General features: G+C 73.4%; 15 protein-coding genes and 3 tRNA genes. 10 read left to right on the top strand and 8 right to left on the bottom strand.

Annotated features, from left to right (window positions below):
• Positions 1-265: 265 nt before the first annotated feature.
• Together AMK24_RS06065 and AMK24_RS06060 are read right to left on the bottom strand one after the other, a co-directional pair.
• Positions 266-727, bottom strand: coding sequence for a DUF5990 family protein (locus AMK24_RS06065; protein ID WP_073766664.1), 462 nt, complete (start codon positions 725-727; stop codon positions 266-268).
• Between the two features lie 115 nt (positions 728-842).
• A complete protein-coding gene (locus AMK24_RS06060; RefSeq protein WP_073765835.1) occupies positions 843-1,673 on the bottom strand; it encodes an aminotransferase class IV in 831 nt (276 codons plus the stop codon).
• Positions 1,674-1,751: 78 nt separating this feature from the next.
• Here AMK24_RS06060 and AMK24_RS06055 point away from each other — a divergent pair, with 78 nt between their 5' ends.
• Positions 1,752-2,378, top strand: a complete 627-nt coding sequence (locus AMK24_RS06055) for an NADPH-dependent FMN reductase (RefSeq protein ID WP_073765834.1) — start codon at positions 1,752-1,754, stop codon at positions 2,376-2,378.
• A gap of 95 nt (positions 2,379-2,473) precedes the next feature.
• Positions 2,474-2,815, top strand: coding sequence for a divalent-cation tolerance protein CutA (cutA, locus tag AMK24_RS06050; protein WP_073765833.1), 342 nt, complete (start codon positions 2,474-2,476; stop codon positions 2,813-2,815).
• Positions 2,816-3,066: 251 nt separating this feature from the next.
• Here the strand turns inward: cutA and AMK24_RS06045 are convergent, their stop codons facing one another.
• Positions 3,067-3,774: a SanA/YdcF family protein gene (locus tag AMK24_RS06045; RefSeq protein WP_073765832.1), complete on the bottom strand. Its 708-nt coding sequence runs from the start codon at positions 3,772-3,774 to the stop codon at positions 3,067-3,069.
• 452 nt (positions 3,775-4,226) lie between these two features.
• Here AMK24_RS06045 and AMK24_RS06040 point away from each other — a divergent pair, with 452 nt between their 5' ends.
• The 5 genes from AMK24_RS06040 (at position 4,227) to AMK24_RS06020 (ending at position 11,144) form a co-directional block, all read left to right on the top strand.
• Positions 4,227-4,991: a sirohydrochlorin chelatase gene (locus AMK24_RS06040; RefSeq protein WP_073765831.1), complete on the top strand. Its 765-nt coding sequence runs from the start codon at positions 4,227-4,229 to the stop codon at positions 4,989-4,991.
• Between the two features lie 53 nt (positions 4,992-5,044).
• Complete coding sequence (locus tag AMK24_RS06035) at positions 5,045-6,439, top strand: deoxyguanosinetriphosphate triphosphohydrolase (protein ID WP_073765830.1); 1,395 nt, start codon at positions 5,045-5,047, stop codon at positions 6,437-6,439.
• 138 nt (positions 6,440-6,577) lie between these two features.
• Complete coding sequence (locus AMK24_RS06030; RefSeq protein WP_073765829.1) at positions 6,578-7,837, top strand: NAD(P)/FAD-dependent oxidoreductase; 1,260 nt, start codon at positions 6,578-6,580, stop codon at positions 7,835-7,837.
• Positions 7,838-7,930: 93 nt separating this feature from the next.
• A complete protein-coding gene (gene dnaG / locus AMK24_RS06025) occupies positions 7,931-9,850 on the top strand; it encodes a DNA primase (RefSeq protein WP_073765827.1) in 1,920 nt (639 codons plus the stop codon).
• A 202-nt stretch (positions 9,851-10,052) separates the two neighbouring features.
• Entirely contained in the window at positions 10,053-11,144 is a 1,092-nt protein-coding gene (locus AMK24_RS06020; protein ID WP_073765825.1) for an RNA polymerase sigma factor, read from the top strand.
• Between the two features lie 15 nt (positions 11,145-11,159).
• Here AMK24_RS06020 and AMK24_RS06015 read toward each other — a convergent pair whose 3' ends face one another.
• From AMK24_RS06015 to AMK24_RS06000, 4 genes are all read right to left on the bottom strand, one after another.
• Positions 11,160-13,088, bottom strand: coding sequence for an ABC transporter ATP-binding protein (locus AMK24_RS06015; RefSeq protein ID WP_073765823.1), 1,929 nt, complete (start codon positions 13,086-13,088; stop codon positions 11,160-11,162).
• Entirely contained in the window at positions 13,088-14,821 is a 1,734-nt protein-coding gene (locus tag AMK24_RS06010) for an ABC transporter ATP-binding protein (protein WP_073765821.1), read from the bottom strand. The genes AMK24_RS06015 and AMK24_RS06010 overlap by 1 nt, the downstream gene beginning before the upstream one ends.
• 273 nt (positions 14,822-15,094) lie before the next feature.
• Positions 15,095-16,546 carry an FGGY family carbohydrate kinase gene (locus tag AMK24_RS06005; protein WP_073765819.1) on the bottom strand — a complete coding sequence of 484 codons (1,452 nt, stop codon included), beginning with the start codon at positions 16,544-16,546 and terminating at the stop codon, positions 15,095-15,097.
• Between the two features lie 83 nt (positions 16,547-16,629).
• Positions 16,630-16,935 carry a hypothetical protein gene (locus tag AMK24_RS06000; RefSeq protein ID WP_073765817.1) on the bottom strand — a complete coding sequence of 102 codons (306 nt, stop codon included), beginning with the start codon at positions 16,933-16,935 and terminating at the stop codon, positions 16,630-16,632.
• A 182-nt stretch (positions 16,936-17,117) separates the two neighbouring features.
• Here AMK24_RS06000 and AMK24_RS05995 point away from each other — a divergent pair.
• The 3 genes from AMK24_RS05995 to AMK24_RS05985 all read left to right on the top strand — a co-directional run bounded on the left by AMK24_RS05995 (position 17,118) and on the right by AMK24_RS05985 (position 17,578).
• Positions 17,118-17,190: transfer RNA gene (locus AMK24_RS05995), tRNA-Asn, on the top strand.
• A 5-nt stretch (positions 17,191-17,195) separates the two neighbouring features.
• Positions 17,196-17,268: transfer RNA gene (locus AMK24_RS05990), tRNA-Asn, on the top strand.
• Positions 17,269-17,504: 236 nt separating this feature from the next.
• Positions 17,505-17,578: transfer RNA gene (locus AMK24_RS05985), tRNA-Ile, on the top strand.
• A 272-nt stretch (positions 17,579-17,850) separates the two neighbouring features.
• Here AMK24_RS05985 and AMK24_RS05980 read toward each other — a convergent pair.
• Positions 17,851-18,192, bottom strand: coding sequence for a beta/gamma crystallin domain-containing protein (locus AMK24_RS05980; RefSeq protein WP_242434986.1), 342 nt, complete (start codon positions 18,190-18,192; stop codon positions 17,851-17,853).
• Positions 18,193-18,211 lie beyond the last annotated feature (19 nt).

Genomic DNA, 18,211 nt, shown 5'->3' with positions numbered 1-18,211 from the left:
GTGCCGATCGGGTGAGGCGGTACGCAGAGTGTGACGCAGGTCACATGTGTGACCTCGGAGGCGCCGGGCACACGTAAGACACCCCCCACGGGACGGATCCCCCGCCCCCACGGCGCCCGCCCCCGCCGGTCCACCCCCCCCCAGGACCGGCGGGGCCGGGGCCGGATCCCCGGCCCATCCCCCCCCGGGCCGGGCGGGGGCGGCCGATCCGGCCCGTGGGGCACTCCCCGCACGTGATGGCCGACCCCCGCCCCGAGGGCGGGGCTCAGCTCCCGTCCGCGGCGCTCCAGACGATCCGCGGCGGACGTACCCGGCCGCACAGCGGCCGCCCCCGGTCATCGCTGAGCCCGAGCCGTCCGGTGAGACGGCCGGTGCGCGCGGCGGAAGCCAGGACGCCCGGCTCGATGTCGGCGAACATCAGTTTGGCGCGCCGGAACATGGTGAAGACCCCGCCCCCGTCCACCGTGCCCCAGGACAGGTAGACGAACCGGCCGCCCAGCCGGTTCTGGACGTAGGGCCCCGACACCTCGACCCCGTCCGCGGCGGGGACGGCCGTGCAGTCGAGGACCCACGAGGCGCGGGGGGCGTCCCCGGGGTGCGGGTCGAGCAGTTCGCCTGGCCGGTCCTTGCGCTGGACGCCGACGTGGACGTTCTCGTACCCCGGGAAGTCGCCGTCCGGACCGCAGTCGCGGCCGGGGAGGTCCGATGCCTCGATATGGATCTGCATGGACCCCATGGTCCGGCACGGCGCGGACCGGCGGCCTCCGCCCCTTCCGTACAAGAGCCTTCCGTACGGCCCCTTCCGTGCGGCTCCTCGCGTACGGGCCCTTCCCGGCGGGGCGTCACACGGCGTCGGCCGGGGCGGCCTCGTACACGGCGCGCAGCTCCCGCGTCAGCTCCTCGTCGACCGCGAACACGGTGTCGTCGATCCGCCGCACGGGGGCGATCCCCTGCGAGTTGCAGACGAAGGCGGCGGGGAAACGGCCCACCCCGTCCGGGCCCTCCAGCGTCACCGGACGGCGCACCGGGGGCCGCCCGGCCCGTTCGAGCCCCCGTTCCAGCAGCGTCATCGTGGTGCCGGTGAGTGCGGGGGCGTCCGGCCACACCACCGAAGTGCCGTCCCAGAAACCGATGTTCGTGGTCGTGCCTTCGGTCACCACGCCGCCGGGCAGGGTCAGCAGAGCCTCGTCGTAACCCGCCCGCCCGGCCAGCGTCGCGTAGTACATCTGCCCGAACTCGCCCGGCCGCTTGATGTGCGGGACGGTGCGCGCGTACGGGACCGACATCAGGCTCCGCGCCCCGGCCGGCGGGGCGGCGGGCTCCCGGACCGTCACCATCAGGGCCGTCGCCGCCGCCCCCGGCGGCAGATAGGCGTGGACGCGCACCGAGGCGTCCGTCCGCCCCGCCCCGGCCAGGGCGTGCCGGACCAGTTCCCGCACCCGGCCGCCGTCCAGCGGCAGCTCGAACAGCTCCCGGTTCGCGGTGTCCAACCGGTCCAGGTGCACGGCCAGACCGCGCGCCGCGCCGGACCGCACCTGGAGGGCGGTGAAGTGGCCGAAACCGTGCAGGGCGGGAACCCGCAGGTCCTCCTCGGTAGCCGGCCGGCCGTCGAACTCGATGTAGGGCACGGGTGCGTGCGGCGTTTCCGGGGCCTCGGGAGGGCGCGTCGTCATGCGGCCACCGTACGCCGGGCGAACCCTCCGGAGGACGGGCTTGACCTCAACCGCGCTTGAGGCGGAAAGGTCGTCCCCATGACCACCACAGCCGCGTCCACGCAGCCCGCCGCGTCCACCGAGCCGGCCGCCCCGCTCAAGGTCGCCGTCATCCTCGGCAGCAACCGCGACGGCCGCTTCGGCCCCGTCGTCGCCGCCTGGTTCCTGGCCCGGGCGGCGGGCCACCCCGGCATCGAGACCGACCTGATCGACGTCGCCGAGGCCGGCCTGCCCCCTGCCATCACCTTCAGCCCCGGGCCCGAGGAGGCGGCCCGCCTCGGCGCGGTCTCCGCCCGGCTCGCCGCCGCCGACGCCTTCGTCGTCCTCACGCCCGAGTACAACCACTCGTTCCCCGCGCCGCTCAAGAACCTCATCGACTGGCACAGCGCCGAATGGCGGGCCAAGCCCGTCGCCTTCGTCGCCTACGGCGGCATCTCCGGCGGACTGCGCGCCGTCGAACACCTCCGGCAGGTCTTCGCCGAGCTGCACACCGTCACCGTCCGCGACACCGTGTCCTTCCACAACGCCGGGGTCCTCTTCGACGACCAGGGCCGCCATCTGGACCCCGGGCCCGCCGACGCGGCCGCCAAGACGCTGCTGGACCAGCTGGTGTGGTGGGGCGCCGCGCTGCGCGACGCCAGGAGCCTCCGCCCGTACGGCGTCTGAACCACCCGTTCGTACGGCGCCCGGCCCGCCGTGGGCCGACAATCGCACCGAGGACCCACGGGCAGGGAGCCCGCCGTACTCCGAGGAGATGGACGATGACAGCGCCGCCGGCCTGGCTGACCGTACTGACCACGACCGACAGCGAGGCCAAGGCCCACGCCCTGGCGCGGTCGGCGGTGGAGGCCAGGCTGGCGGCCTGCGCGCAGATCTCCGCCCCCGTCACCTCCGTCTACCGCTGGCAGAACGCCGTCGAGACGAACGAGGAGTGGCAGATCTTCCTCAAGACGACGGCGGAACGCTACGACGAGCTGGAGGAGCACATCCACCGGGAGCACGACTACGACACGCCGGAGGTCATCGCCCTGCCGGTGGTCCGGGGCAGCGCCCGCTACCTCGGCTGGGTGACGGCGGAGACGGCGCCCCCGGCAGCCCTGTGACGGCGGCGGCGACCACGTCCGTGCCGGGCGACCGCCCCGCCGGCGCCGAGCCGTCCCTCCTCGTGGCCGGGACCTCGCTCCCGGCCGAACCCCGCCCCGCCCCGCGCTGCTCCTGCGGGACCGTACGGGGCCCGCGCGGCGCCGGGCCCCGTACGGACGGCGGGGCAGCGGGACGCGGGCGGCGCCGGGCGCCGGGCCGGTCCGGCGAGCGGGCGCCGGGCCGGTCCGGCGCCCGCCCGCCGGACGGCCCGTCACCGCGCCCCGGTCGCCAGGGCCTCCGCCACCCCCGGCTCCCGCGGCCCCAGGAAGTGCGGGTCGGGCCGGAGCAGGGCGTCCAGGGCCGCCTTGCCCGAGGCCGCCAGTTCCCGGGCGCCGCCGTAGTACCAGGTGGCGTCCCGCGGTTCGTCGACGCCCACGCCGTAGGCGTCGATCCCGGCGGTCCGGCACAGCGCGACCGCCCGGTGGATGTGGAAGCCCTGGCTCACCAGCACCGCCCGGTCGACCCCGAAGACCTTCTTGGCCCGGACGCAGGAGTCCCAGCTGTCGAACCCGGCGTAGTCGCTCACGATCCGCTCGTCCGGCACCCCGTGCCCGGTGAGGTACGCGCGCATCGCGTCCGGCTCGTCGTACTCGACGCGGCTGTTGTCCCCGGTGACCAGCACGACCCGCACCTTCCCGGCGCGGTAGAGCTCGGCCGCCGCGTCCAGCCGGTGGGCGAGGTACGGGGTCGGCCGGCCCTTCCACAGCCCCGCGCCGAAGACCACGGCGACCTCCCGGGCCGGGGCGTCGGCCACCGTGCCCACCCGGCCCCCGGCCTCCAGACGCATCCAGGTGGCGGGCACGAGCGCCAGCACGCAGACGGCCGCCACGCCCTGCACCAGCCGCCGCCGCCCCCGCCGGGTACGCGGCGGCCGCAGGGCAGTGAGCCGCCGCCACCCCCGCACGCCCGCCGCCCGCACAGCCGCCGCCCGCTCGCGCGGCCCCGGCGCACCGAGCCGTTCCCCCGGTCCCGGCTCCGGCGACGCCGCCCGCCCCCGCAGCGTCCCGGACCGCTTCCGTCCCTCCTCGCGCGTCCCGCCCGTTTCCCGCGCGTCCCTCGTTCCCCGCACCGCGACCCCCGCCCATAGATTCCGTCCGCCGCGCCGCGCCGTGCGCGCCCGGCGCCCCCCCACACCACCTGACGACCGGAACACCGTGAAGGTTCGCCCCCCGCCCCGGTTGTGGCGTCCGACACCGGCGGCGAACCGGGCGGCACGACCCCCGCACCCCGCTCCCGCCCCCGCCGCAAGAGGTCCGCGAACCGGGCGGAGAAACCCTTCGCACACCGCTCCCGCCCCCGCTGTGAGGCGGTGGAAAACCCCCGTGACCCCGGCGCAACGGCCGGGCAACCTCCGCCCGGCACCATCGCTCCATGACGGAGCACGCCCCGCGACACCCCGCCCCCGCCCTGGTCGCCGTGGCACACGGCAGCCGCGACCCGGCAGCCCTGCGCACCGTGCTGGACCTCCTGGACCTGGTGCGCGAGCAGCGTCCCGGGCTCGACGTCCGGCTCGGCCACATCGAACTGAACGCGCCCCTGCTCCCGGACACCCTGGACGGCCTGCGCGGGGCCGACGCCGTCCTCGTGCCGCTGCTCCTGGGGCGCGGCCACCACGTCAAGCACGACCTGCCCGCCACGGCCGCCGCCGCCCCCGCCGTACGCACCAGGATCGCCGCCCCCCTCGGCCCGCACCCCCTGCTCGTGGAGGCGCTGTACGGGCGGCTCCTCGACGCCGGCTGGAACCCCGCCGACCGGGGCGGCCGACATGCCGCCGTGGTCCTCGCCGCCGCCGGATCCCGAGACCCCGACTCCGCCCAGGACACCCGGAGCACCGCCCGCCTGCTCGCCGAACGCCTCGGCGTCCCCGTCGTCCCCGCCTACGCCTCCGCCGCCGCGCCCACCGTCCCCACCGCCCTGCGCGCGCTCGCCGCCCGAGGACGCCACCGGGCCTTCGTCGCCTCGTACTTCACCGCCCCCGGCCGCTTCGCGACCGCCTGCGCCGCCGCCCTGCCGAGCCGGGCCGCGGCCCCGCTCGGCGCCCACCCGGCGATGGCCCGCCTCGTCCTGCACCGCTACGACCGGGCGCCGGCCGCGAGCACCCCGGCCGACACGGCGGCTTCGCTCGCTTCCGCCTGACACCCCGGCCCGCGCACGCCGCCCTGTCCGTCCCGGTCGCTACTGTCGGGAGCATGGAAGGCACACAGGACACCCAGGGAGCACCCGGGACGGACCGGGCGACCGGTGCTCCCGGCGTACACGGCGTACACGGCGCGCAGACCGTACGGCACGCGCCGGGCGGCCGGGGGGCGAGCCCCTACGGGCCCGCCGACACCGAGCGGTTCGACACCGAGGAGGACAAGCGCCCCGGCCGCACCGCCTTCCAGCGCGACCGCGCCCGGGTCCTGCACTCCGCCGCCCTGCGCCGCCTCGCCGGGAAGACGCAGGTCGTCACGCCCGGCACCCGTTCCCCCCTGTGGGACGCCAGCCCCCGCACCCGGCTCACCCACTCCCTGGAGTGCGCTCAGGTCGGCCGCGAGCTGGGCGCGGCCCTCGGCTGCGACCCGGACCTGGTGGAGACGGCGTGCCTCGCCCACGACCTGGGCCACCCGCCCTTCGGCCACAACGGCGAACAGGCGCTCGACGACTTCGCCTCCGACTGCGGCGGCTTCGAGGGCAACGCCCAGTCGCTGCGCCTGCTGTCCCGCCTGGAGCCCAAGCGGTTCGTCCACGACCCGCGCACCGGAGACCTGGTCAGCGTCGGCCTCAACCTCACCCGGGCCGCCCTGGACGCCGCCACCAAGTACCCCTGGCCGCGCGGCGCGCACCCCGCCGACCCGCACGCGGTGAAGTTCGGCGTGTACGCCGACGACCTCCCGGTCTTCACCTGGGCCCGCGAGGGCGCGCCCGAAGCCCGCACCTGCTTCGAGGCCCAGGTCATGGACTGGTCCGACGACGTGGCGTACTCCGTGCACGACTTCGAGGACGGGCTGCACGCCGGGCACATCGACCCCGCCTGCCTCTACGCCGAGCCGGAACGCGAGGAGATCTGGGCCGTCGCCCTCGGCCGCTACGTCCCCGCCGACACCGACCCGCGGGAGCTGGCCGAAGCCCTGGACCGGCTGATCGACCAGGAGTGGTGGCCGCACGGCTACGACGGCTCCGCCGTGGCCCAGGCCCGCCTGAAGGACGCCACCAGCCAGCTCATCGGCCGGTTCTGCCTGAAGGCCGAGACCGCCACCCGCGCGGTGTACGGCCCCGGACGCCTCGGCCGGTACGCCGCCGAGCTGGTCGTCCCGCGCGAGGTGCGCCACGAGTGCGCGGTGCTCAAGGCGGTGGCCGACCGGTACGTGATGCAGCGCGCCGAACAGGAGACCCTCCGCGCCGACCAGCGCGTCGTGATCGCCGAGCTGGCCGCCGCCCTCACCGCCCGCGCCCCCGAGGGGCTGGAGCCGCACTTCCGCGCCCTGTTCGACCAGGCGTCCGACGACCACGCCCGCAAGCGCGTCCTGGTCGACCAGATCGCCGCCCTGACCGACGCCTCCGCACGATCCCTGCACGCCGCGCTCACCGCCCCTCGCGGCTGACCGGCAGACTGGAAGGGGCCGGACACCTGACCACCGGGTGTGTCCCGTCCGGGGCACACCCTCTTTCGCCATCACGCTGCGTGCGGGACGCTCGCAGCAGTGGGGGCGCCGCGCAGCACAGCACTGAGGAGGCATCACGTGGTCGACGCACACCAGACGTTCGTCATCGTCGGAGCGGGACTCGCAGGGGCGAAGGCGGCCGAAACACTGCGCGCCGAAGGGTTCACCGGCCGCGTGATCCTCATCGGCGACGAGCGCGACCACCCCTACGAACGTCCCCCGCTCTCCAAAGGGTTCCTGGAGGGCAAGGCCGAACGCGACACCGTCTTCACCCACGAACGCCCCTGGTACGCCGGCGCGGACATCGAGCTGCACCTCGGCCAGCCGGTCACCGCGCTCGACCGGTACGCCAAGACCGTGCAGCTCGGCGACAACAGCGTCATCCACTACGACAAGCTGCTGCTGGCCACCGGCTCCGAACCGCGCCGCCTGGACGTCCCCGGCACCGACCTGGCCGGCGTCCACCACCTGCGCCGCCTCGCCCACGCCGACCGGCTGCGCAACGTGCTCGCCGCCCTCGGCCGCGACAACGGCCACCTGGTCATCGCCGGGGCCGGCTGGATCGGCCTGGAGGTCGCCGCCGCCGCCCGCGGCTACGGGGCCGAGGTCACCGTCGTCGAGGCCGAGCCCACCCCGCTCCACCAGGTCATCGGCCCGGAGCTGGGCCAGATCTTCACCGAGCTGCACAGCGCGCACGGCGTCCGCTTCCACTTCGGGGCCCGCCTCACCGAGATCATCGGCCAGGACGGCATGGTGCTGGCCGCCCGCACCGACGACGGCGAGGAGCACCCCGCCCACGACGTGCTCGCCGCGATCGGCGCCGCCCCCCGCGCCGCCCTCGCCGAGGCCGCCGGGCTGGAGATGGCCGACCGCGCCCACGGCGGCGGCATCGCCGTGGACGCCTCGCTGCGCACCTCCGACCCGCACATCTACGCCGCCGGGGACGTCGCCGCCGCCTTCCACCCGCTGCTCGGCTCCCGGCTGCGCGTCGAACACTGGGCCAACGCCCTCAACGGCGGACCGGCCGCCGCCCGCGCCATGCTCGGCCGGGACGTGACGTACGACCGCGTGCCGTACTTCTTCTCCGACCAGTACGACCTGGGCCTGGAGTACAGCGGCTGGGCCCCGCCCGGCTCCTACGACGAGGTGATCATCCGGGGCGACGCCGGGAAGCGGGAGTTCATCGCGTTCTGGCTCAAGGACCGCCGCGTCCTCGCCGGGATGAACGTCAACGTGTGGGATGTCACCGAAACGGTCCAGGAGCTGATCCGGGCCCGCCGGCAGCACGACCCGGAAGCCCTCGCGGACCCGTCCGTCCCCCTGGACTCCCTGCTCTGAGCCCCCGGCCGGGGCGCGGACCCCGCCGCCCGCGCCCCGGCGGAGCCGCCTGCCGCGGGTCCGGCTGTCCGCGGCCACCCGTAGACTTCACCCGTGGCCGGCAGGATCAACGACGACGACGTGAAGGCGGTACGGGACGCCGTCCCGATCGACTCCGTCGTGTCCGAATACCTCCAGCTGCGCAACGCGGGCGGCGGGAACCTCAAGGGCCTCTGCCCCTTCCACGACGAGAAGTCCCCCTCCTTCCAGGTCAGCCCCGCCAAGGGCCTCTTCCACTGCTTCGGCTGCCAGGAGGGCGGCGACACGATCGCCTTCGTGATGAAGATCGACCACCTCTCCTTCTCGGAGACGGTCGAGCGCCTCGCCGCCAAGGCGGGCATCACCCTGCGCTACGAGGAGGGCGGCTACAACCCCTCCCACCAGCGCGGCGAACGCATCCGGCTGATCGAGGCCCACCAGGCCGCCGCCGAGTTCTACGTCCGCGCCCTGGAGAGCCCCGAGGCCGAGATCGGCCGGAAGTTCCTCGCCGAACGCGGATTCGACCAGGACGCCGCCGCCCGCTTCCGGGTCGGCTACAGCCCGGCCGGCTGGGACCACCTCACCCGCTATCTGCGCGGCAAGGGGTTCAGCGACAAGGAGCTGATCACCTCCGGCCTCTCCCAGGACGGCCGGCGCGGCCCCATCGACCGCTTCCGCGGCCGGCTCATGTGGCCCATCAGCGACACCGCCGGCGACATCGTCGGCTTCGGCGCCCGCAAGCTGCGCGACGACGACAACGGCCCCAAATACCTGAACACCCCCGAGACCCCGGTCTACAAGAAGTCCCAGGTGCTGTACGGCATCGACCTGGCCAAGAAGGACATCGCCAAGGCCAGCCGCGCCGTGGTCGTCGAGGGCTACACCGACGTCATGGCCTGCCACCTCGCCGGGGTCACCACCGCCATCGCCACCTGCGGCACCGCCTTCGGCAACGACCACATCAAGATCCTGCGCCGCCTCCTCATGGACAACGGCAGCGCCCGCGTGATCTTCACCTTCGACGGCGACGCGGCCGGGCAGAAGGCCGCCCTGCGCGCCTTCGAGGACGACCAGAAGTTCGCCGCCGAGACGTACATCGCCATCGCCCCGGACGGCATGGACCCCTGCGACCTGCGCCTCGTCAAGGGCGACGACGCCGTGCGCGACCTCGTGGAGCCGCGCACCCCGCTCTTCGAGTTCGCGCTGCGCCAGATCGTCGGCCGCTACGACCTGGAGACCCCGGCCGGCCGCGCCGCCGCCCTGGACGAGGCCGCCGCCGTCGTCGCCAAGATCAAGACGAGCAGCGTGCAGCGCGAGGTCGCCGTCCAGCTCGCCGGCCTCGTCGGCATCCTCGACCAGGAGTTCGTCGTCCGCCGCGTCGCCCAGCTCGCCCGCTGGGCCCGCGACAAGGGCGGCGAGCGCGGCGCCCGCGGCGGCCCCCCGGGCGCCCGCGACCCGCGCGGCACCGCCCCCCAGCGGACCGCCCCCGCCCCCGGCTTCTCCGGCCCCGCGCTCAACCTCCGCAGCCCCGCCCACCGCACCGAGCGCGAACTGCTCAAGCTCGCCCTCCAGAAGCCCGCCCTGGTCTCCCCGGCGTTCGACGCCTACGGCGTGGACGAGTTCACCGCCCCGCCCTACGCCGCCGTACGCCGGTGCATCGAGGAGGCGGGCGGCGCCGAGCAGGGCGTCGTCGACGACCGGGCGTACCTGGGCGCGGTCCTGGACGCCGCACCCGACAACACCGTCCGCAGCCTCGTCACCGAGCTGGCCGTCGAGGTCTTCCACGGCAGGTCCATCGACGAGACCTACGCGGGCATGCACCTCGTCCACGTACGGCTGCGCGCCGTCGACCGCCGGATCGCCGACGTCCAGAGCAGCCTGGCCCGTCTCGGCACCAACGTCGCCCCCCAGGACCTGGCCGCCGCGCAGAACGAGGTCTGGGTGCTCCAGCAGTACGCCCAGTCCCTGCGCGCCCACGGCGCCGCCGCGCTCTGAGCCCCTCGCGGCCCCCACGGGTAACCGGCCGGTGACGGACCGGAACCAGAAAGTCCCCGCACGCCCCTCGTGGCAGTCGTGTGCCGTACCCCACACTGGGGAATGTCTGAGGCAAGGGAGCACGCCGGTCCGCAGGGGAACACCCGCGCCCGGACCGACCTCCACCCCGTCATCCGGCCGCGATCACCTGGAGGTCGCCCCCGTGCAGACCCGGACCGTGACGACCACGACCGAGCCCATCGCGGCCATCCCGGCGCAGCACAGGGCCCGGCACCACCCGGAGACCACAGCCGGCCCGTCCGGATACGCCCCCGAGGCAGTCATGGTCGAAGCGACGCACCTCCCCGAACCCCCGGAGCCCCGGGGCCGCGCGGACTCCGGCGGCCCCACCTCCGACCTGTTCCGGCAGTACCTGCGCGAGATCGGCCGCATCCCGCTGCTCACCGCCGCCGAGGAGGTCGAGCTGGCCCGCCGGGTGGAGGCCGGACTCTTCGCCGAGGAGCGCCTCGCGGGCACCCCCGATCTCGACTCCCGCCTCGCCGGGGACCTGGACCGGCTCGTGGTGATGGGCCGCACCGCCAAGCGCCGCCTCATCGAGGCCAACCTCCGCCTCGTCGTATCCGTCGCCAAACGCTACGTGGGCCGCGGGCTGACCATGCTCGACCTGGTCCAGGAGGGGAACCTCGGGCTGATCCGGGCGGTGGAGAAGTTCGACTACGCGCGGGGCTACAAGTTCTCCACGTACGCGACCTGGTGGATCCGCCAGGCCATGTCCCGCGCCCTGGCCGACCAGGCCCGCACCATCCGCGTCCCGGTCCACGTGGTGGAGCTGATCAACCGCGTGGTGCGCGTCCAGCGCCGGCTCCTCCAGGAACGCGGCGTCGAGCCGACCGCCGAGGACATCGCCGCCGAGCTGGACCTGACGCCCGAACGGGTCACCGAAGTCCTGCGCCTGGCCCAGGAACCGGTCTCCCTGCACGCCCCCGTCGGCGAGGAGGACGACGTCTCCTTCGGCGACCTCATCGAGGACGGCGACGCCCCCTCGCCCGTGGAGTCCGCCGCCTTCCTGCTGCTGCGCGAACACCTGGAGGCGGTGCTCTCCACCCTCGGCGAACGCGAACGCAAGGTGGTCCAACTGCGGTACGGCCTGGAGGACGGGCGGCCCCGCACCCTGGAGGAGATAGGACGGATCTTCGGCGTGACGCGCGAACGCATCCGCCAGATCGAGTCCAAGACCCTCACCAGACTGCGGGACCACGCCTACGCCGACCAGCTCCGCGGCTACCTCGACTGATCCGCGCGAGGGGAGTCAGTCGACCTCGGCCAGCGCCTGGGCGAACTGCGCCGCGTACAACCGCGCATAGGCGCCGCCGCGCGCCAGCAGCTCCTCGTGCGTGCCCTGCTCCACGATCGACCCGTTCTCCATCACCAGGATCACGTCCGCGTCCCGGATCGTGGAGAGCCGGTGCGCGATCACGAACGACGTACGCCCGTGGGCCAGCCGCGCCATCGCCTTCTGGATCAGCACCTCGGTCCGGGTGTCCACCGAACTGGTCGCCTCGTCCAGCACCAGGATGACCGGATCGGACAGGAACGCCCGCGCGATCGTGATCAGCTGCTTCTCGCCCGCGCTGACCCCGGTGCCCTCGTCGTCGATCACCGAGTCGTACCCGTCGGGCAGCGTCCGGATGAACCGGTCCGCGTGCGCCGCCCTCGCCGCCTCCTCGATCTCCTCCCGGGTGACCTCGCGCGAAGCGCCGTACGCGATGTTCTCCGCGATCGTCCCCCCGAACAGCCAGGTGTCCTGGAGCACCATGCCGATCGAGGACCGCAGTTCGGCCCGCGACATCCGCGCCACGTCGACCCCGTCGAGCGCGATCCGCCCGCCGGTCACCTCGTAGAACCGCATCAGCAGATTGACCAGCGTCGTCTTGCCCGCCCCAGTCGGACCGACGATCGCCACGGTCTGCCCCGGCTCCACGCTCAGCGACAGATCCTCGATCAGCGGCTTGTCCGGCTCGTAGCGGAACGACACCTTCTCCAGCGAGACCCGGCCCTCCAGCGCCTCCGGGCGCTCCCCGTGCTCCGGGTCCGCCTCCTGCTCCTCGGCGTCCAGCAGCTCGAAGACCCGCTCCGCCGACGCGATGCCGGACTGGATGAGGTTGGCCATCGAGGCGACCTGCGTCAGCGGCATCGAGAACTGCCGCGAGTACTGGATGAACGCCTGGACGTCACCGATCGACAGCGACCCCGAGGCGACCCGGAGCCCGCCGACCACCGCGACCAGCACGTAGTTGATGTTGGAGATGAAGAACATCAGCGGCTGCATGAGCCCGCTGGCGAACTGGGCCTTGAAGCCCGCCTCGTACAGCGCCTCGTTCTGCTCGGCGAAGTCCCGCGCGGACTCCTCCTGCCGGCCGAAGACCTTCACCAGGGCGTGCCCGGTGTACATCTCCTCGACATGGGCGTTCAGCGTGCCCGTCACCCGCCACTGCCGCACGAACTGCGGCTGCGACCGCTTGCCGACCTGTGTCGCCACGACCACCGACAGCGGGACCGTCACCAGCGCGACCAGCGCCAGCAGCGGCGAGATCCAGAACATCATCACCAGCACGCCGACGATCGTCAGCAGCGAGTTGATGAGCTGGCCCATCGTCTGCTGGAGCGTCTGGGAGATGTTGTCGATGTCGTTCGTCGCCCGGCTCAGCACCTCACCGCGCTTGGCCCGGTCGAAGTACGACAGCGGCAGCCGCGCCAGCTTCGTCTGGAGGTCCTCCCGCAGCTGGAACACGATGCGGTTGATCACCCGGATCGAGGTCCGCGTCGCGACCAGCATCAGCAGCCCGGCCCCGACGTAGATCACCAGGGCCACCAGCAGGACGTTCCCCACCGCACCGAAGTCGATGCCCTCGCCGGGGGTGAAGTCCACGCCCGACAGCATGTCGGCCATCGACCCCCGGCCGTCCTCCCGCAGCGCCTCGATCGCCTGCGCCTTCGTCGTGCCGTCGGGCATCCCGCGCCCCACCACACCGGCGAAGATCAGGTCGGTCGCCATGCCGAGGATCTTCGGGCCGGCCACCGCCAGGGCGACGCTCACCGTCACCGCGGCCAGCATCAGGTACAGCGACGCCTTCTCCCGGCCGAACCGCTTCAGCAGCCGCTTGCCCGACCCCTTGAAGTCCATCGACCGGTCGGTGGGAGCGCCCCCGGCCATCATCCGTCCGCCCGGACCGGCCATTACGCGGCCTCCGCTTCCGTCAGCTGGGAGAGCACGATCTCCCGGTACGTTTCATTGCCGTCCATCAGCTCGTGATGGGTTCCGGACCCCACGAGCCGGCCCTCGTCCAGCACCAGGATGCGGTCCGCGTCACGGATGGTGGACACCCGCTGCGCCACGATCACCACGGTCGCCCCGGCCGTCTCCCGCCCCAGCGCCGCCCGCAGCGCCGCGTCGGTCGCGTAGTCCAGCGCCGAGAACGAGTCGTCGAACAGGTAGATCTCCGGCCGCTGCACCAGCGTGCGGGCGATCGCGAGCCGCTGCCGCTGGCCGCCGGACACGTTGGTGCCGCCCTGCGCGATCGGAGCGTCGAGCCCGTGCTCCAGCGCCTCGACGAACTCCTTGGCCTGCGCCACCTCCAGCGCGTGCCACAGCTCCTCGTCGGTGGCGTCCGGATTCCCGTACCGCAGGTTCGTCGCCACCGTCCCCGAGAACAGGTACGGCTTCTGCGGCACCAGGGACACCGTCTTCGCCAGCAGCGCCGGATCGAGCGTCCGCACGTCCTCGCCGTCGACCAGCACCTCGCCGCCCGTCACGTCGAACAGCCGGGGCACGAGCCCGAGCAGCGTGGACTTCCCGCTGCCCGTCGACCCGATGACCGCGGTCGTCTCCCCGGGCCGGGCCACCAGGTCCACGTTCCGCAGCACCGGCTCCTCCGCGCCCGGGTAGCGGAACTCCGCCCCGCGCACCTCCAGATGACCGTGGCGCCGCAGTTCGGTGACGGGCGCGAGCGGCGGTACGACGCTCGTCTCGGTCCTCAGGACCTCCTCGACGCGCTCGGCGCACACCTCGGCGCGCGGCACCATCATGAACATGAAGGTGGCCATCATCACGGCCATCACGATCTGCATCAGGTAGGCGAGGAACGCGGTCAGCGCGCCGATCTGCATTCCGCCGCCGTCGATGCGGTGCGCCCCGAACCACACCACCGCGATCGACGACAGGTTCACCACCGTCATCACGGTCGGGAACATCAGCGCCATCAGCCGCCCGGTCGCCACCGACACGTCGGTCAGCTCGGTGTTCGCACCCCGGAACCGCTCCTCCTCGTACTTGTCCCGGACGAAGGCCCGGATGACCCGGTTGCCGGTGATCTGCTCGCGCAGCACCCGGTTCACGCCGTCCAGCCGCTCCTGCATGGTGCGGAACAGGGGGCCCATCCGCTTCACGATCAGCCCCACCGAGACGCCGAGCACCGGCACCACCGCCAGCAGCACCGCGGAGAGCGGCACGTCCTGCCCGAGCGCCATGATGATGCCGCCGACGCACATGATCGGGGCCGACACCATCAGGGTGAACGCCAGCAGCACCAGCATCTGGATCTGCTGGACGTCGTTGGTGGTCCGGGTGATCAGCGAGGGCGCCCCGAACCGCCCCAGCTCACGGGCGGAGAAGGACTGCACCCGGTCGAAGACGGCGGCCCGCACGTCGCGGCCGAGCGCGGAGGCCGTGCGGGCGCCGTAGTACACGGCCCCCACGTTGCAGACGATCTGGAGGACGCTGACGACGATCATGAGACCGCCGAACTCCAGGATGTAGCCGGTGTCGCCCTCGACGACACCGTTGTCGATGATGTCGGCGTTCAGGCTGGGCAGATACAGGGTGGCGCAGGTCTGCAGCAGCTGGAGGAGCACCAGCAGCGCGATGGGTTTCTTGTACGGGCCCAGATGGACCCGCAGGAGTTGTATGAGCACGCGTGTCTCTCGGAATCGGCGGCAGGCAGAGGCCGACCCAGTTTCGCGTACGCCGTACTCCGGGAGCGAACCCTTTTCCCCAAACCCGGGTCAAACCTGGAGTGCGCGGGAAGGGAACCGCGCGCTCCGCCCACGGGGCTCGCCCGGGGCGCGCGGCCGGGCGCGGGCGGTCGAACACGCCCCGGGCTCACACCGGATGTGCGGGGAGCGGGCGGCCGACCGATGGCGCGGAGCGCACGCCGGAGCGCCGCGGCCCGGCCGCCCGCCGCGCCCTCACTCCGGGTGGACGCCTCCGAAGGCCCCGGGGTGGATCTGCTCCCGGGTCGCGGTGTACTGCTGACGCACCGCACCGCCCACCGCCAGCTCGTCGCCCGGCTCCAGCACCTGGGCCGCCGCGCCCCGCCAGGCCGGGGGGGTGCGCGGGTCCAGCGAGCCCTGCGAGACGCCGAGCGCCCACGCCGCCTGCCGGGCCGCGCCGATCGCCGCGTACTGCGCGGGCTGCGGCACCACGACCTGGGTGCCGAACACCGCCGGAGCCAGCGCCTGCACGGCGGGCAGCTCGGCGGCGGCCCCCAGCAGGAACACCCGCCGCACCTCCACCCCTCGCCCGCGCAGGACGTCCAGCGCGTCGGCCAGCGAGCACAGCATGCCCTCGAACGAGGCCCGCGCCAGGTGCTCGGGCTTCATCGACTCGCGCCGCAGACCGCAGAGCGTGCCGGCGGCGTGCGGGAGCTGCGGGGTGCGCTCACCCTCCAGGTACGGAAGCAGGACGAGGCCCGAGGCGCCGGGCGTCGACTTGAGCGCCAGCGCGGACAGCTCCTCCAGCCCCTCCACACCCAGCATCTCGGCGGTCCCGCGCAGCGCGCGCACGGCGTTGGAGAGGTGGACGACCGGCAGGTGCATCCCGGTGGCGTCGGCGAACGAGGTGATCATCCCGCTCGGATCGGCGAGCGCCTCGTGGTGCACGGCCATCACGGAACCGGAGGCCCCCAGCGACACCACCGCGTCGCCCACCGAGACCCCGAGCCCGAAGGCGGCGGCCATGGTCTCGCCGGTACCCGCCGAGATCAGCAGCCCCTCCGGCGTCATCCCGGCGGACTCCGCGGGCCCGAGCACCTCGGGCAGCGCGGCGGCGTGCCCGAGGGCGAGCTCCACCAGGTCGGGCCGGTAGGAGGCGGACCCGGCCGACCAGTACCCGGTGCCCGAGGCCGCGCCCCGGTCCGTGGTCCGCCGGGCGGGCCGGCCCAGCAACTGCCACACGAGCCAGTCGTGCGGCTGGAGCACGGACGCCACCCGCTGGGCGTTCTCCGGCTCGCTCCGCGTCAGCCACCGCAGCTTCGCGACCGGCTGCGCGGCGCTCGGCACGGCCCCGACGGCCTCCGCCCACGCCTGCCGCCCGCCGAGCGCGTCGACCAGGTCGGCGGCGGCGACCTGCGCGCGCCGGTCGTTGCCGAGCAGGGCCGGGCGCACGAGATTGCCCTGCCGGTCCAGGGGGACGAGCCCGTGCTGCTGCGCGGAGACCCCGATGGCCTGCACGCCTTCGAGCAGACCGCCGGAAGCCGCCTCGCCGAGCGAGAGCAGCCACGCCTGCGGATCGACCTCGACGGCCTTGGCCTCGACCGGATGGGCGGCGTACCCCTCCCGGAGCACGGCGCCCGAGTCCGTGTCGCAGACGACGATGTGAGTGAATGCGGACGAACTGTCCAGCCCCGCGACTATGCCCATACGGAGATTCTGCCGCACCGGGGGACGTTCCCGTAACTCGCCTCACGTCCCCCGGAGCCCCCGCCGCGGGCCCCCGCGGGCCGCTACGTGTTCGTCGTCCCCCAGTCGTCCTCCAGCCCGTTCCGGCTGCTGCGCTCCCGCAGCGACCGGACCCGCTCCGCGACGGAGGCGGGCACCCTGTCCCCGACCTTGTCGCCGACCGAGTGGTACGCCTTGCCCGCCACCTCCCGCCCGCTGTGCGCGGCGGTCTCGGCGGCGTTGCGGACGGCGGGGTTCTCCGCGAACCGCCGGGCCGACTTCTTCAGCTGCTCGTAACGCTCGCGCCCGGCTCGCGTGCCGAGCACGTAACCGAGGGCCACTCCGGCGATGAACGTGAGCCGGTACCGCATGGCTGCCACCCTTCCTACGCTTGGTGCGACGTGTGCAGCCCGCCTACCCGCAGGCGCCCGAGATCACCCCGGGCGATACCGATTGGCGGAGCACCCCCCTGCTTGCGCTAATGTATGTGTCGCAGCGAACGCGCGCCGCCCGGCAGCCGCCAGGCAGGTACGATTTCGAGGCAACGCAGCAATCCCCTGTAGCTCAATTGGCAGAGCAGCCGGCTGTTAACCGGCAGGTTACTGGTTCGAGTCCAGTCGGGGGAGCGCGATCCCCTGTAGCTCAATTGGCAGAGCATTCGGCTGTTAACCGGAGGGTTACTGGTTCGAGTCCAGTCGGGGGAGCGGAACGGAAGAGGACCCTTCGGGGTCCTCTTTCGCGTCTGGCCGACACCGCCCACCCGACCGGGCCGGAGCGGCCCCGCGATCACCCTTTGGGGTCTCCTTCGCCCCGACCGCAACCGGGCAGCACGCAGCGCCGTCCTCAAGATCAGGCGAAGTCGACCATCCGAAGCAAGAGATCGTATGACCGGCTATGCTGCGGCAGACGGGGCGCACACGTGTACGCGCCACGCCGAAACGGGGCGGTAGCTCAGCCGGTTAGAGCAGCGGACTCATAATCCGTCGGCCGTGGGTTCGAGTCCCACCCGCCCCACCGAGCGTCCCCAGGCAGAATCGTTCTTGCCTGGGGATACGCGTTTTCCGGGGGCTTTCCGCGTCAGGCGTCCGCCTCGCGGAGGTGGGGCGGACGTGGGCTCGCATTACGTCGAGGGCGTTCTCTGCGTGGCTGTGGCCCGAGCCGTAACAACGGACGTCGCCGCCACGGCTCGGGCTCTGGAGAGGCGACGCCGGAAGGCTCCATGGCCCCCTCGCGGCGAGGTCATCGCCGGCGAGGTCCCGTCGCCGCCTCGTTCGCGTCGGCGGCCGTTACCAGATCCTGATCTTCGTGATCTTGTGGATGGGCTCGCCGGGGACGTTGCCGAAATGCCACTTGTCCACGGTCGCGGTGGTCGCCGGAGCGCCCAGCCGGGGCACGTACTCGAAGGTGACCTTGTTGTCTCCGGTCCAGATCCGGTCCACGCCGTAGATCGCCACGCTCTGCTCGCCCGCGTTGGCGAAGCAGAGGGAGCCGCCCGCGTTGTGAAGCGACAGGAGACCCAGTCCGTTGCAATCGGTGCGGTTGATGGCGGACGCCGCCGAGGCGGGCAGCACGACGGCCATGGCCGCGGCAGCCGAGACCACCGCGAGGCGTGTGATGAAGCGCTTCACTGGTGAGGTGTTCCTTTCC

This window comes from Streptomyces sp. CB02366 (assembly GCF_001905905.1).
Classification (GTDB): Bacteria; Actinomycetota; Actinomycetes; order Streptomycetales; family Streptomycetaceae; genus Streptomyces.
Note: the sequence above shows the minus strand (reverse complement) of the source record. Positions and strands in the feature narration are given on the sequence as shown.

What these genes read in the sequence shown, in the direction of transcription:
- AMK24_RS06060 (WP_073765835.1), bottom strand. Translation starts at nt 1,673, where the DNA reads ATGACGACGCGCCCTCCCGAGGCCCCGGAAACGCCGCACGCACCCGTG.
- AMK24_RS06065 (WP_073766664.1), bottom strand. Translation starts at nt 727, where the DNA reads ATGCAGATCCATATCGAGGCATCGGACCTCCCCGGCCGCGACTGCGGT.
- AMK24_RS06055 (WP_073765834.1), top strand. Translation starts at nt 1,752, where the DNA reads ATGACCACCACAGCCGCGTCCACGCAGCCCGCCGCGTCCACCGAGCCG.
- AMK24_RS06015 (WP_073765823.1), bottom strand. Translation starts at nt 13,088, where the DNA reads ATGGCCGGTCCGGGCGGACGGATGATGGCCGGGGGCGCTCCCACCGAC.
- AMK24_RS06005 (WP_073765819.1), bottom strand. Translation starts at nt 16,546, where the DNA reads ATGGGCATAGTCGCGGGGCTGGACAGTTCGTCCGCATTCACTCACATC.
- cutA (WP_073765833.1), top strand. Translation starts at nt 2,474, where the DNA reads ATGACAGCGCCGCCGGCCTGGCTGACCGTACTGACCACGACCGACAGC.
- AMK24_RS06040 (WP_073765831.1), top strand. Translation starts at nt 4,227, where the DNA reads ATGACGGAGCACGCCCCGCGACACCCCGCCCCCGCCCTGGTCGCCGTG.
- AMK24_RS06000 (WP_073765817.1), bottom strand. Translation starts at nt 16,935, where the DNA reads ATGCGGTACCGGCTCACGTTCATCGCCGGAGTGGCCCTCGGTTACGTG.
- AMK24_RS06035 (WP_073765830.1), top strand. Translation starts at nt 5,045, where the DNA reads ATGGAAGGCACACAGGACACCCAGGGAGCACCCGGGACGGACCGGGCG.